Origin of the sequence: Bacillus sp. FCW2, from assembly GCF_021228595.1 — a bacterium.
Taxonomy (GTDB): Bacteria; Bacillota; Bacilli; order Bacillales; family Bacillaceae; genus Bacillus; species Bacillus velezensis.
Genome location: NZ_CP089436.1, coordinates 1861878 through 1876232, shown reverse-complemented (window position 1 = coordinate 1876232; position 14355 = coordinate 1861878). Strand labels below are relative to the sequence as shown.

General features: G+C 46.6%; 11 protein-coding genes. All 11 read left to right on the top strand.

Translation table 11 applies throughout. The annotated features are described in order from the left end of the window. The first annotated feature begins 2 nt into the window (after positions 1-2). Positions 3-800, top strand: a complete 798-nt coding sequence (locus K3G25_RS09550) for a phosphatidate cytidylyltransferase (RefSeq protein WP_007409796.1) — start codon at positions 3-5, stop codon at positions 798-800. Positions 801-855: 55 nt separating this feature from the next. After that, positions 856-2007: a 1-deoxy-D-xylulose-5-phosphate reductoisomerase gene (gene dxr, locus K3G25_RS09545; RefSeq protein ID WP_003154208.1), complete on the top strand. Its 1152-nt coding sequence runs from the start codon at positions 856-858 to the stop codon at positions 2005-2007. Between the two features lie 6 nt (positions 2008-2013). Further along, complete coding sequence (rseP, locus tag K3G25_RS09540; RefSeq protein ID WP_095060061.1) at positions 2014-3282, top strand: RIP metalloprotease RseP; 1269 nt, start codon at positions 2014-2016, stop codon at positions 3280-3282. Positions 3283-3313: 31 nt separating this feature from the next. Further along, positions 3314-5008, top strand: coding sequence for a proline--tRNA ligase (gene proS / locus K3G25_RS09535; RefSeq protein WP_007611460.1), 1695 nt, complete (start codon positions 3314-3316; stop codon positions 5006-5008). 111 nt (positions 5009-5119) lie between these two features. Then, positions 5120-9433 (top strand): PolC-type DNA polymerase III, encoded by a 4314-nt coding sequence (locus K3G25_RS09530; RefSeq protein WP_109566940.1) that lies wholly within the window; start codon positions 5120-5122, stop codon positions 9431-9433. Positions 9434-9672: 239 nt separating this feature from the next. After that, positions 9673-10143 (top strand): ribosome maturation factor RimP, encoded by a 471-nt coding sequence (gene rimP, locus K3G25_RS09525; RefSeq protein ID WP_007409801.1) that lies wholly within the window; start codon positions 9673-9675, stop codon positions 10141-10143. A 39-nt stretch (positions 10144-10182) separates the two neighbouring features. Further along, on the top strand, positions 10183-11304 hold the full coding sequence (gene nusA, locus K3G25_RS09520; protein ID WP_003154195.1) for a transcription termination factor NusA: 1122 nt from the start codon (positions 10183-10185) through the stop codon (positions 11302-11304). A 13-nt stretch (positions 11305-11317) separates the two neighbouring features. Continuing rightward, entirely contained in the window at positions 11318-11593 is a 276-nt protein-coding gene (gene rulR, locus K3G25_RS09515) for an RNase P modulator RnpM (RefSeq protein ID WP_003154193.1), read from the top strand. A 1-nt stretch (position 11594) separates the two neighbouring features. Next, positions 11595-11897, top strand: coding sequence for a YlxQ family RNA-binding protein (locus tag K3G25_RS09510; protein WP_003154192.1), 303 nt, complete (start codon positions 11595-11597; stop codon positions 11895-11897). Positions 11898-11916: 19 nt separating this feature from the next. Then, complete coding sequence (gene infB / locus K3G25_RS09505; RefSeq protein WP_232489709.1) at positions 11917-14067, top strand: translation initiation factor IF-2; 2151 nt, start codon at positions 11917-11919, stop codon at positions 14065-14067. After that, a complete protein-coding gene (locus tag K3G25_RS09500; protein ID WP_003154188.1) occupies positions 14064-14342 on the top strand; it encodes a DUF503 domain-containing protein in 279 nt (92 codons plus the stop codon). The genes infB and K3G25_RS09500 overlap by 4 nt, the downstream gene beginning before the upstream one ends. The last annotated feature ends 13 nt before the right edge of the window (positions 14343-14355 follow it).

Genomic DNA, 14355 nt, shown 5'->3' with positions numbered 1-14355 from the left:
GGATGGTGGAAATGAAACAAAGATTGTTAACAGGTGTTCTGGCAGCGGCACTATTTTTATTTTTGGTTATTTTCGGAGGATTGCCGTTCACCGTATTTGTTTACGTGATGGGAAGTATAGCGCTTTTTGAGCTTTTGCGGATGAAAAAGCTCAGATTTTTTTCTTTTCCGGGTCTGATCAGCCTCTTGTTGTTATGGTTGTATATGATGCCGGACAAGTATCATTTTTTCGATGCGAAAATGGAAGTAACGATTTTCGCCGTATTGATTCTGCTCAGCTATACGGTGCTCGTGAAAAACACCTTTACGTTTGACGAAGTCGGGTTTATCGTTCTCGCGACGGTATATATCGGACTGTGTTTTCATTATTTTATTGAAATCAGAAACATTGAAACAAACGGGCTTTTGTATATCTTTTATGCCTGCGTTGTCATATGGTCAACGGACTCAGGCGCATATTTCGTCGGAAAGTCGCTCGGGAAGCGGAAGCTGTGGCCCGAAATCAGTCCCAACAAAACAGTGGAAGGGTTTCTCGGCGGTATTGTCATCGCCCTTATTTTTACGGCTGTTTTTCAGCTGTTTGCGCACCTTCCGATTTCATACCCGGTTCTTTTGGTCATCACGCTTGTTCTGTCTGTGTTCGGACAGATCGGGGATTTGGTTGAATCAGCGCTTAAGCGGCACTATGATGTGAAGGATTCGGGAAAAATCCTTCCCGGGCACGGCGGCATTTTAGATCGATTTGACAGCTTTTTGTTTGTCATGCCGTTCTTATACTTTCTGCTTGCGCTTTTTTCATGAGAAAAGCTAATATGAAAATAAGACCGATCTGGACGCATAGAATGGGAGTGGCATTTTGAAGAATATTTGTCTTTTAGGAGCAACAGGATCAATAGGGGAGCAGACGTTAGACGTATTGCGCATGCATCAAGATCAGTTCCGTCTCGTCTCGATGACTTTCGGTAAAAACGCCGAGAAAGCGATCCCGTTGATCAGAACGTTTCAGCCGAAATATGTAGCAGTCGGCGACATGGATACATACCAAAAAGTGAAAGAAGCGTCTTTTTCTCATGAATGCCAAATCGGCATCGGAGAAGAAGGCCTGATTGAAGCGGCAGTCATGGACGAAGTGGATATCGTGGTCAATGCGCTGCTTGGAAGCGTCGGTTTAATCCCGACTTTGAAAGCGATTGAACAGAAAAAAACAATTGCGCTTGCAAATAAGGAAACTCTCGTCACTGCCGGGCATATAGTGAAAGGACACGCAAAACGATACGGTGTTCCTCTTCTTCCGGTCGACAGCGAACATTCCGCTATTTTTCAGGCGCTGCAAGGCGAACAGAGCAAAAATATCGAGCGCCTGATCATTACGGCATCCGGCGGCAGTTTCAGAGATAAAACGCGGCAGGAGCTTGAGTCTGTAACGATTGCCGACGCCCTTAACCACCCGAACTGGTCGATGGGCGCAAAAATTACGATTGACTCGGCTACAATGATGAATAAAGGACTTGAAGTTATTGAGGCGCATTGGCTGTTTGACATTCCGTATGAACAGATTGACGTTGTATTACATAAGGAGAGCATCATTCATTCGATGGTTGAATTTCACGACAGAAGCGTCATCGCCCAGCTCGGAAATCCGGACATGAGGGTGCCGATTCAATATGCGCTGACATATCCGGACCGGCTGCCTCTGCCTGAAACAAAAAGGCTTGAATTATGGGAGATCGGAAGCCTTCATTTTGCGAAAGCTGACTTTGAAAGGTTCCGCTGCTTACAATTTGCCTTTGAATCAGGTAAAATAGGGGGAACGATGCCGACGGTTTTAAATGCGGCCAACGAAGAAGCCGTTGCCGCTTTTCTTGCCGGACGGATTTCATTCTTATCGATTGAGGACCTGATTGAAAAAGCATTGGACCGCCACAGCGTAATTCAGGATCCGAGTCTTGCGGATATCCAAGAAGTGGACAAAGACACCCGGGGATACGTTAATTCAATACTCACATAAGGTGGTATGTTCGTGAATACAGTTATCGCGTTTATTATTATTTTCGGAACGCTTGTTTTTTTCCATGAGCTCGGGCATTTATTGCTCGCCCAAAGAGCGGGAATCCTTTGCCGTGAATTTGCGATCGGCTTCGGCCCTAAAATCTTTTCATTTAAAAAGAATGAAACCGTGTATACGATCAGACTCCTTCCGGTCGGCGGGTTCGTCCGCATGGCCGGTGAAGACCCGGAGATGATCGAAGTCAAACCCGGTTATACCGTCGGGCTTCTTTTTAATAAAGATGACGAAGTGGAAAAAGTCATCATTAATCAAAAGGAAAAATATCCTGACGCTTTAATTATCGAGGTGGAGACGGCTGATCTTGAGCACGAAATGAAGATTACCGGGTACGAGCAGGGGAAAGAAGATGAACTGGCGGGCTTTACTGTCAGTCAGACCTCTTTTTTTATCGTAGACGGAGAAGAAGTGCAGATTGCGCCTTACAATCGACAATTCGGGTCTAAACCCGTATGGAAGCGGATTAAGGCGATTGCTGCCGGTCCGATAATGAACTTCATCTTAGCGTATGTCATTCTCGTCATGCTTGGATTCATTCAAGGCGTGCCTTCAAATCAGCCTGAGCTCGGGAAGCTGACAGACAATGGACGCGCAGCGGCTGCCGGTTTAAAAGAAGGCGACTATATCCAGAGCATTAACGGTGAAAAAATGAGGTCATGGACCGACATCGTGACAGCGGTAAAAGAAAATCCCGGAAAAAAAATCGATGTCGCCGTCAAACGGGACGGCAAATCGTTTCATATCTCGGTTACACCTGAAGCTGTAAAAGATGAAAATAAAAAAACAATCGGCCGCTTCGGCTCTTATGCGCCGACTGAAAAAGGCGCGCTTGCAGCGATCGCCTACGGCGCGACATCTACCGTTGATGTCACAAAAGCGATCCTGACCAATCTGGGCAAAATTGTGACAGGCCAGTTTAAGCTTGATATGCTTTCGGGTCCTGTCGGCATTTATGATATGACGGATCAAGTTGCAAAAACCGGTATTATCAACCTATTCCAGTTTGCGGCGTTTTTAAGCATCAACCTGGGAATCGTCAACCTGCTGCCGATACCGGCGCTTGACGGCGGGCGGCTGCTGTTTTTATTCATTGAAGCAATCCGCGGCAAGCCGATAAACCGTGACAAGGAAGCATTTGTCGTATTTATCGGCGTAGCTTTCTTAATGCTTCTTATGCTGGTTGTCACATGGAACGATATCCAGCGTTTATTCTTATAATTGACTAGTAAAAAATCAGAGGTGCGAAGACATGAGACAAAGTTTGACGCTTATTCCGACCCTGAGAGAAGTGCCGGCTGATGCTGAAGCAAAAAGCCATAAGCTTCTGCTGAGAGCGGGATTTATCAGACAAAATACGAGCGGGGTTTACAGCTACATGCCCCTGGCTTACAGGGTCATTCAAAACATTCAGAAGATCGTGCGTGAAGAAATGGAAAAAATCAACGCGGTGGAAATGCTGATGCCGGCCCTTCAGCAGGCTGAAACATGGCAGGAATCAGGCAGATGGTATACGTACGGGCCTGAATTAATGCGTCTGAAAGACCGCCACGGCCGTGAATTTGCTTTAGGCGCGACACATGAAGAAGTCATTACTTCTCTCGTGCGCGATGAGGTGAAATCTTATAAGCGTCTGCCGCTCACTCTTTACCAGATCCAGTCTAAATTCAGAGATGAAAAACGCCCGCGTTTCGGGTTACTGCGCGGACGCGAATTCATCATGAAAGATGCGTATTCTTTCCATGCTTCTGAAGAAAGTCTGGAGGAAACGTACCAAAACATGTACGGCGCATACAGCAGCATTTTCGCACGCTGTGAATTAAACGTCCGTCCCGTTATTGCCGACTCGGGCGCGATGGGCGGAAAAGATACGCATGAATTTATGGCTCTTTCTGAAATAGGGGAAGACACCATCGCTTATTCCGATGGATCCTCTTACGCAGCCAATACGGAAATGGCGGAAGTTGTCATGAACAGCGAGCCGTCAGATGAAACACCCGAGGCATTGGAGAAAATTGATACGCCGAATGTCAAAAGCATTGAAGAACTCGCTTCGTTCTTGCAGATCGAGCCGAGCGCCTGCATCAAATCAATGCTGTTTAAAGCGGATGACCGATTTGTTCTCGTGTTAGTAAGAGGCGATCATGAGGTCAATGACGTGAAAGTGAAAAACCTTCTGAACGCGGAAGTGGTTGAGCTTGCGTCTCATGAAGAAGTAGCGGAGAAACTTGGCACGGAGCCGGGATTTGCGGGGCCGATCGGCGCTGCCGGCGACATTGAGATTTATGCCGACCAAGCCGTGAAAGTCATGGTAAACGCCGTTAGCGGCGCGAATGAAAAAGACCGTCATTACCGAAACGTAAACATCGAACGTGACGCGTCCGTAAAAGCGTATGCCGATCTTCGAATCATACAGGAAGGCGATCCGTCACCTGACGGAAAAGGCACGATCCGTTTCGCTGAAGGGATTGAGGTCGGACAAGTCTTTAAACTCGGCACGCGTTACTCTGAAGCGATGAATGCGACATACCTTGATGAAAACGGGCGTGCGCAGCCGATGCTGATGGGATGTTACGGAATCGGCGTGTCCAGAACGCTTTCAGCCATCGCTGAACAGCATCACGACGAAAAAGGCTTGATCTGGCCGAAAAGCGTTGCTCCGTATGATCTTCATATTTTGGCGCTGAATATGAAAAACGAAGCGCAAAAAGAGCTTGCTGAACAGCTTTACGGCAAATTCCAGGCGGAAGGTTATGAGGTATTATACGATGACCGCGCTGAACGCGCAGGCGTGAAATTTGCTGATTCTGATCTGATCGGCCTTCCGATCCGCATCACTGTCGGAAAACGTGCCGACGAGGGCATCGTAGAAGTGAAAATCCGCAAAACCGGTGAATCTGCCGAAGTTTCAGTGGATGAGCTTTCTGAATTTATCAAGACGAAGTAATCACCATAACGAATCATACAAAATCATGTTAAAATAGAGAAAAAAGAAGGTACCTCATCACCTGCGGAGGTACCTTCACTTATGATGTTTTAAGGGAGGGATACTGTCTGAATGGAACAGTTATCAGTAAACAGAAGACAGTTTCAGATTCTTCTGCAGCAGCTTAATATGACAGATGATACCTTCATGACATACTTTGAAGACGGAGAGATTGATAAACTGACAATCCATAAAGCAGAAAAAGCCTGGCATTTCCAATTTCGCTTTAAGGCTCTTTTGCCGTATCAAATATATGATTCATTCATGATGAGGTTAACACAATCGTTTGCTCACATCGCCCGTGTCACATCGTCTGTTCAGGTCATTGACCCTACAGTGACAGAGGAGCTTGTACAGGATTATTGGACACGCTGTATTGAAGAGCTTGAAGGAACCTCGCCGCCGATGGTGGCTCTTTTGAATCAGCAGAAGCCGAAGCTCAAGGGAAACAAGCTGATCGTGAAAACAAAAACAGATACAGAAGCATCTGCGCTCAAAAATAAATACAGCGCACTGATTCAGCACAGCTATCGCCAATTCGGCTTTCCGGAACTGCAGCTGGATACCGAAATTTTCGTATCTGACCAAGAAGTCCAGAAATTCCGCGAGCAAAAGCTTGCTGAAGATCAGGAGCGGGCGATGCAGGCGCTTATCGAGATGGAGAAGAAGGAAAAAGAGGGCGATGAGGATCAGGCACCGTCCGGACCGCTTGTCATCGGCTATCAAATTAAAGAGAACGAAGAAATCCGGACGCTTGACAGCATCATGGATGAAGAAAGAAGAATTACAGTGCAGGGGTTTGTGTTTGATGCTGAAACACGCGAGCTGAAAAGCGGACGCACGCTCTGCATTTTCAAAATCACGGACTATACAAACAGCATTTTAGTAAAAATGTTCGCCAGAGAAAAAGAAGACGCCGCTTTGATGAAAACGCTGAAAAAAGGCATGTGGGTGAAGGCGCGGGGAAGCATTCAAAACGATACATTCGTCAGAGACCTCGTCATGATTGCAAATGACGTGAATGAAATAAAAGCCAAAACCCGTGAAGACACCGCTCCTGAAGGCGAAAAACGGGTTGAGCTTCATCTGCATTCTCCGATGAGCCAAATGGATGCTGTAACGGGCATCGGAAAGCTTGTCGAACAGGCGAAAAAATGGGGACATGAAGCGATTGCGTTAACTGATCATGCCGTTGTGCAGTCTTTCCCGGATGCCTATTCCGCCGCGAAAAAACACGGCATTAAAATGATTTACGGAATGGAAGCCAATATCGTAGATGACGGCGTTCCGATCGCATACAATCCAGCTCACCGTCTCCTGGAAGAAGACACATACGTCGTCTTTGACGTTGAAACGACAGGTCTGTCCGCAGTGTATGACACCATCATTGAGCTTGCCGCAGTCAAAATAAGAGGCGGAGAAATCATCGGTAAATTCGAAGCGTTCGCCAATCCGCACCATCCGCTGTCAGCAACGACGATAGAGCTTACCGGGATTACGGATGACATGGTCCGCGACGCTCCCGATGTCGTTGACGTCGTCCGGGATTTTAAAGAATGGATCGGCGATGACGTGCTTGTGGCTCATAACGCCAGCTTTGATATGGGATTTTTAAATGTGGCGTACAAGCGTCTTTTGAAAACGGAAAAAGCGAAAAATCCAGTCATTGATACGCTGGAACTCGCGCGTTTCCTGTATCCTGAGTTTAAAAATCACCGCTTAAATACGTTATGTAAGAAGTTTGATATCGAATTAACCCAGCATCACCGAGCGGTCTTTGACGCTGAAGCAACGGGCTACCTGCTGTTGAAAATGCTCAAAGATGCCGCTGAAAAAGACATTTTTTATCATGATCAGCTGAATGAGAATATGGGACAATCCAATGCTTATCAAAGATCAAGACCTTATCACGCTACATTGCTTGCCGTAAATGAGACCGGCCTTAAAAATCTGTTTAAGCTCGTGTCCATTTCTCATATTCAATATTTCTACAGAGTGCCGCGCATTCCGAGGTCGCAGCTTAATAAATACAGAGAAGGTCTGTTAATCGGCTCTGCCTGTGACAGGGGAGAGGTCTTTGAAGGCATGATGCAAAAATCTCCTGAAGAGGTTGAAGATATCGCATCCTTCTATGACTATCTTGAAGTGCAGCCGCCGGAAGTATACAGACACCTTCTGCAGCTTGAGCTCGTCCGGGATGAAAAAGCGCTGAAAGAAATCATCGCCAACATTACGAAGCTCGGAGAAAAATTGAATAAGCCGGTCGTGGCTACGGGAAATGTCCACTATTTAAACGATGAGGATAAAATTTACCGGAAGATCTTAATATCTTCCCAAGGCGGCGCCAACCCGTTAAACAGACACGAACTGCCTAAAGTGCACTTCAGAACGACAGATGAAATGCTGGAGGCTTTCTCCTTCCTCGGTGCGGAAAAAGCGAAAGAAATCGTGGTTGACAATACGCAGAAAGTCGCTTCGATGATCGATGACATCAAACCGATCAAAGACGATCTGTACACGCCGAAAATTGACGGGGCTGATGAAGAAATCCGTGAAATGAGCTATCAGCGCGCCAAAAGCATTTACGGTGAAGAGCTTCCTGAAATTGTGGAAGCGAGAATAGAAAAAGAATTAAAAAGCATCATCGGCCATGGATTCGCCGTTATTTATCTCATCTCTCATAAGCTTGTAAAACGGTCTTTGGATGACGGTTATCTCGTCGGCTCCCGGGGGTCCGTCGGTTCATCGCTTGTGGCGACCTTAACGGAAATCACTGAAGTGAACCCGCTCGCTCCGCACTATGTGTGCCCGAGCTGCCGATATTCCGAATTCTTTAATGACGGATCAGTCGGTTCTGGTTTTGACCTTCCGGATAAAACCTGCCCGTCTTGCGGTACGCCTTTGAAAAAGGACGGGCATGATATCCCGTTTGAAACGTTCTTAGGCTTTAAAGGTGACAAAGTACCCGATATCGACTTGAACTTCTCAGGTGAGTACCAGCCCCATGCCCATAACTACACGAAAGTATTGTTTGGTGAAGATAACGTGTATCGCGCGGGAACGATCGGCACCGTCGCGGAAAAGACGGCTTACGGATATGTGAAAGGCTATGCGGGCGATCACAACCTACACATGCGCGGCGCGGAGATCGACCGTCTGGTGCAAGGCTGCACTGGCGTTAAGAGAACGACCGGCCAGCACCCGGGGGGGATTATCGTTGTCCCGGATTACATGGATATTTACGATTTTTCCCCGATACAATTCCCGGCAGATGCGACGGGGTCTGAATGGAAAACGACTCATTTTGACTTCCACTCCATTCATGACAACCTGCTGAAGCTTGATATATTGGGGCACGATGATCCGACAGTCATCCGGATGCTTCAGGATTTAAGCGGAATTGATCCGAAGACGATTCCGACAGATGATCCGGAAGTGATGAAGATTTTCCAAGGTACAGAATCGCTAGGCGTCACTGAAGAGCAGATCGGCTGTAAAACGGGGACGCTCGGCATTCCTGAATTCGGGACGCGATTTGTCCGGCAGATGCTTGAGGATACGAAGCCGACGACGTTCTCCGAGCTTGTCCAGATTTCCGGGCTTTCCCACGGAACGGACGTATGGCTCGGCAATGCGCAGGAACTGATACACAACAATACGTGTGAACTGAGCGAAGTGATCGGCTGCCGTGATGACATTATGGTTTACTTGATCTATCAGGGCCTTGAGCCTTCACTGGCCTTTAAAATCATGGAATTCGTCCGTAAAGGCAAAGGCCTGACGCCGGAATGGGAAGAAGAAATGAAAAAGAACAACGTGCCGAACTGGTATATTGATTCATGCAAAAAAATCAAATACATGTTCCCGAAAGCCCACGCCGCCGCATACGTGCTGATGGCGGTGCGGATTGCATACTTTAAAGTGCATCACGCGCTTTTATATTATGCTGCGTATTTTACCGTCCGCGCAGATGACTTTGACATTGATACAATGATTAAAGGCTCGACCGCTATCAGAGCGGTGATGGATGATATCAGCTCTAAAGGGCTTGATGCTTCGCCGAAGGAGAAAAACCTCCTTACCGTGTTAGAGCTTGCTCTTGAAATGTGTGAGCGCGGCTATTCCTTCCAGAAGGTCGATCTATACCGTTCGAGCGCTTCGGAATTTATCATTGACGGCAACAGTCTCATCCCGCCGTTCAACTCAATTCCGGGACTCGGAACCAACGCCGCTCTCAATATTGTGAAAGCGCGGGAAGAAGGGGAGTTCCTTTCAAAAGAAGATCTTCAAAAACGCGGAAAAGTGTCAAAAACCATTTTAGAGTATTTAGACCGTCACGGCTGTCTTGAGTCCCTTCCGGACCAAAATCAGCTGTCTCTGTTTTAAGCTTTGTGCACAGCCGCCGAGCGGAGTTTGATTTGCATTAAATATATGGTTATGGTATAGTTTTATTGGAAATGCTAACGATTACCGAGGCAAAGAGTGGGGAAACCCGCTCTTTTGTATTGAACAGGCAATTTTGCCTCGACATGTCCATCGTTTTCTCAATGCCCCTGCTCTTTTGAAGCAGGGTTTTTATGCAGAGGAACGGCTGATATGATATCGACAGCACAAGGAGGAAAAACATGAGCAAAAAAGTGACTGATACCGTTCAAGAAATGGCTCAGCCCATACTGGATGACCTTCAGCTTGAACTCGTAGACATTGAATTTGTCAAAGAGGGTCAAAACTGGTTCCTTCGCGTGTTTATTGATTCCGAGAACGGTGTTGATATTGAGGAGTGCGCCAAAGTCAGCGAAGCGTTAAGCGAAAAGCTGGATGAGGCCGATCCGATCACCCAGAACTACTTTCTTGAAGTATCTTCTCCTGGAGCCGAGCGTCCATTAAAGAAAAAAGCCGACTTCGAAAAATCACTGGGCAAAAATGTGTACATGAAAACGTACGAACCGATTGACGGTTTAAAAGTGTTTGAAGGCAAATTGGCTGAATTTGATGGACAAACTGTTACAATAGAGATGACGGTCAAAACAAGAAAGAAACGGGTCAATATTCCGTATGAAAAAATAGCTAACGCAAGATTAGCTGTAACATTTTAATGAATGAAGTATTAGTGTTTAAGGGGGGAGACCGCTAACATGAGCAGTGAACTATTAGATGCTCTCACTATTCTTGAAAAAGAAAAAGGCATCAGTAAAGACATTATCATCGAAGCAATTGAAGCTGCCTTAATTTCCGCGTATAAGCGAAATTTTAACCAGGCGCAAAACGTACGGGTCGATCTGAACCGTGAGACGGGCACGATCCGCGTGTTCGCAAGAAAGGATGTCGTAGACGAGGTATACGATTCAAGACTTGAAATCTCGCTTGACGACGCCCAGCACATCCATCCGAACTACCTTGTCGGAGATGTCGTTGAAATAGAAGTAACGCCGAAAGACTTCGGCCGCATTGCTGCGCAGACGGCGAAACAAGTGGTGACGCAGCGTGTCCGTGAAGCTGAGCGCGGCGTGATTTACTCAGAATTTATCGATCGTGAAGAAGACATTATGACGGGAATTGTACAGCGCTTAGACAGCAAGTTTATTTACGTGTCTCTCGGCAAGATTGAAGCGCTGCTGCCCGTCAATGAACAAATGCCGAATGAGAGCTATAAACCGCACGATCGGATTAAAGTATTTATCACAAAAGTCGAAAAAACGACAAAAGGGCCGCAGATCTATGTATCAAGAACGCATCCCGGTCTGTTGAAGCGTCTTTTTGAAATCGAAGTGCCGGAAATTTATGACGGAACGGTCGAACTGAAATCCGTTGCCAGAGAAGCGGGCGACCGCTCTAAAATCTCCGTCCGCACTGATGATCCTGACGTTGATCCGGTCGGTTCATGCGTGGGTCCCAAAGGCCAGCGCGTGCAGGCGATCGTCAATGAACTGAAAGGCGAAAAAATTGATATCGTTAACTGGTCTGATGATCCGGTTGAATTTGTTGCCAATGCGCTCAGCCCGTCTAAAGTGCTGGATGTCATCGTCAGCGAAGAAGAAAAAGCCACGACTGTCATCGTTCCTGATTACCAGCTTTCTCTGGCAATCGGAAAAAGAGGGCAAAACGCCCGCTTAGCTGCGAAACTGACAGGCTGGAAAATCGATATCAAAAGTGAAACGGATGCAAGAGACCTTGGCATCTATCCGAGAGAGCATGAAGAAGATGACGATTTAGAGCCGCTCTTTATGGAGCCTGAAACAGCCGAATCGGATGAATAAGAGGTGACTTTAGGTGAATAAGCGAAAAAAAATTCCTCTGCGCAAATGCGTGGTAACGGGGGAAATGAAGCCTAAAAAGGAACTGATCCGAATTGTCCGTTCTAAAGAAGGAGAGATTTCAGTCGATCCGACCGGAAAGAAGAACGGGCGGGGTGCCTATATCACCCTTGAGAAAGAATGCATCTTAGCTGCGAAAAAGAAAAACACATTGCAAAATCAATTTCAATCACAAATCGATGACCAGATTTTCGAAGAATTGCTGGAACTGGCGGAAAAGGTGAAAAAATAACATGTCTGGAATGGAATGGTTTCCCTTGCTGGGTCTGGCCAATCGAGCTCGTAAGGTCGTGTCGGGCGAGGACTTGGTTATAAAAGAAATTAGAAATGCGCGTGCAAAACTTGTTCTGCTGACAGAAGATGCATCTGCGAATACTGCAAAAAAAGTATCCGATAAATGCAATTATTATAAAGTGCCTTATAAAAAAGTCGAAAGCCGCGCGGATCTCGGCCGCTCTATCGGCAAGGAATCACGTGTCGTTGTCGCCGTCACTGACCAAGGTTTTGCGAATAAGCTGATCAGCTTGCTCGATTAATATTTTTGGGGGTGAACGAATGGCTAAAATGAGAGTTTACGAATATGCAAAAGCCATCAATGTTTCAAGCAAGGAAATTTTGACTGCGCTGAAAAACATGGATATAGTAGTAAATAACCATATGGCAATGCTTGAAGAAAAGACCATTAAGCAGCTTGATGCGAAATTTAAAAAAGGCGGCGCCGGCGTTACATCTCAGAAGCCTGCGGAAACGAACAAAAACAAGCCGCAAGGGATTAATCAGCAGTCTGCTGGGAATCAACCAAACAAAATTCGAGACGGAAAGAAGAATGACGTGCAGAATAATCAATTTAACAAAAACAAGAAGAATAACAACAACAACAAAAACAAAAACAAACGCAATCATAACAACAAAAATCAGTATCAGCAAAAACCGCTGAAGCCGAAAAAAGAGCTTCCTGAGAAAATTACGTTTTCCGGCTCTTTAACAGTCGGAGCTTTAGCCGAGGAACTGGGCAAAGAGCCGTCTGAACTCATTAAAAAACTGATGCTTCTGGGCGTAATGGCTACCATTAACCAGGAGCTTGACAAAGACACAATCGAACTGATCGCATCTGAATACGGTGTAGAAACAGAAGAAGTGATTGTGCTTGAAGAAACTGAGCTTGAAAAATATGAAGAGGCTGACAAAGAAGAAGATCTTCAAATCCGTCCGCCTGTCGTGACGATCATGGGCCACGTTGACCACGGGAAAACGACCCTCCTTGACAGCATCAGAAAAACAAAAGTTGTTGAAGGAGAAGCCGGCGGAATCACCCAGCATATCGGGGCTTACCAGATCGAAGAAAACGGCAAAAAAATCACGTTCTTAGATACTCCGGGACACGCGGCGTTTACAACAATGCGCGCGCGCGGTGCGGAAGTAACTGATATCACCATTTTAGTCGTAGCGGCCGATGACGGCGTTATGCCGCAGACAGTCGAAGCCATCAACCATGCGAAAGCGGCTGAGGTTCCGATTATCGTTGCCGTGAATAAAGTTGATAAAGAAAGCGCGAACCCTGACCGTGTCATGCAGGAGCTGACTGAATACGGACTCGTTCCTGAAGCATGGGGAGGAGAAACGATTTTCGTTCCTCTGTCCGCTCTTACAGGCAAGGGAATTGACGAGCTTGTCGAAATGATTCTGCTTGTCAGTGAAGTGGAAGAGCTGAAAGCCAATCCGAACCGTCAGGCAAAAGGAACGGTTATTGAAGCTGAGCTCGATAAAGGAAGAGGATCTGTCGCGACACTTCTCGTTCAAACGGGAACATTGAATGTCGGAGATCCGATCGTTGTCGGAAATACATTCGGCCGCGTGCGGGCCATGGTTAATGATCTCGGCCGCCGCGTGAAAACAGCCGGACCGTCCACACCTGTAGAAATCACGGGCTTAAACGACGTACCGCAGGCTGGCGATCAATTCCTCGTCTTTAAAGACGAAAAAACAGCCCGTTCTGTCGGTGAAGCACGCGCTTCCAAGCAACTGGAAGAACAGCGCAGCGACAAAGCGAAGCTGAGCCTCGATGATCTGTTTGAACAAATTAAACAAGGCGATGTCAAAGACATCAATTTAATCGTAAAAGCTGACGTTCAAGGTTCAGCCGAAGCGTTAACAGCCGCTCTCCAAAAAATTGAAGTAGAAGGCGTAAAAGTGAAAATCATTCACACAGGCGTCGGTGCGATTACGGAATCAGACATCATTCTCGCATCTGCTTCAAATGCAATCGTTATCGGGTTTAATGTGCGCCCAGACGGAAATGCTAAGAGCACGGCTGAAGCTGAAAATGTAGATATCCGTCTTCACCGTATCATTTACAAAGTCATCGAAGAAATTGAAGCGGCGATGAAAGGAATGCTTGATCCTGAATACGAAGAAAAAGTCATCGGCCAGGTTGAAGTGCGCCAAACATTCAAAGTGTCGAAAATCGGCACGATTGCCGGCGGATATGTAACAGACGGCCACATTACACGTGACAGCGGACTCCGCCTGATCCGTGACGGCGTGGTCATCTTCGAAGGGGAAGTAGACGTTCTGAAACGCTTCAAAGATGATGTGAAAGAAGTTTCACAAGGATATGAATGTGGTATTACAATTAAGAAATACAATGACATTCGCGAAGGCGACATCCTTGAAGCGTATGTCATGCAGGAAATCGAAAGAAAGTGATCGGATTTGCGGAATGTGAATGCATCATTTATGATGCGGGATCATTAAAGGAGAAACGAGCCGTTCTGAAGCGGATTATAACGAGGGTTCAGAATAAGTTCAACGTGTCGGCCGCAGAAATCGGCTATCAGGACACTTGGCAGCGGACCAGCTTCGGAATCGCCGTCGTCTCCTCCTCTCACGTTCAGGCGGAAAAGGAGATACAGCGCGTACTCGCGTTTATTGACTCCTTTCCCGAAATAGAACGGACGATCACTAGAACAGAGTGGTTTTAACTTAGAGGTGATT

Bases quoted from the DNA above. Each gene is read 5' to 3' on its own strand.
- K3G25_RS09510 (WP_003154192.1), top strand. From the start codon at position 11,595: ATGTCTGGAATGGAATGGTTTCCCTTGCTGGGTCTGGCCAATCGAGCT.
- rseP (WP_095060061.1), top strand. From the start codon at position 2,014: ATGTTCGTGAATACAGTTATCGCGTTTATTATTATTTTCGGAACGCTT.
- rimP (WP_007409801.1), top strand. From the start codon at position 9,673: ATGAGCAAAAAAGTGACTGATACCGTTCAAGAAATGGCTCAGCCCATA.
- proS (WP_007611460.1), top strand. From the start codon at position 3,314: ATGAGACAAAGTTTGACGCTTATTCCGACCCTGAGAGAAGTGCCGGCT.
- nusA (WP_003154195.1), top strand. From the start codon at position 10,183: ATGAGCAGTGAACTATTAGATGCTCTCACTATTCTTGAAAAAGAAAAA.
- K3G25_RS09530 (WP_109566940.1), top strand. From the start codon at position 5,120: ATGGAACAGTTATCAGTAAACAGAAGACAGTTTCAGATTCTTCTGCAG.
- K3G25_RS09550 (WP_007409796.1), top strand. From the start codon at position 3: ATGGTGGAAATGAAACAAAGATTGTTAACAGGTGTTCTGGCAGCGGCA.
- infB (WP_232489709.1), top strand. From the start codon at position 11,917: ATGGCTAAAATGAGAGTTTACGAATATGCAAAAGCCATCAATGTTTCA.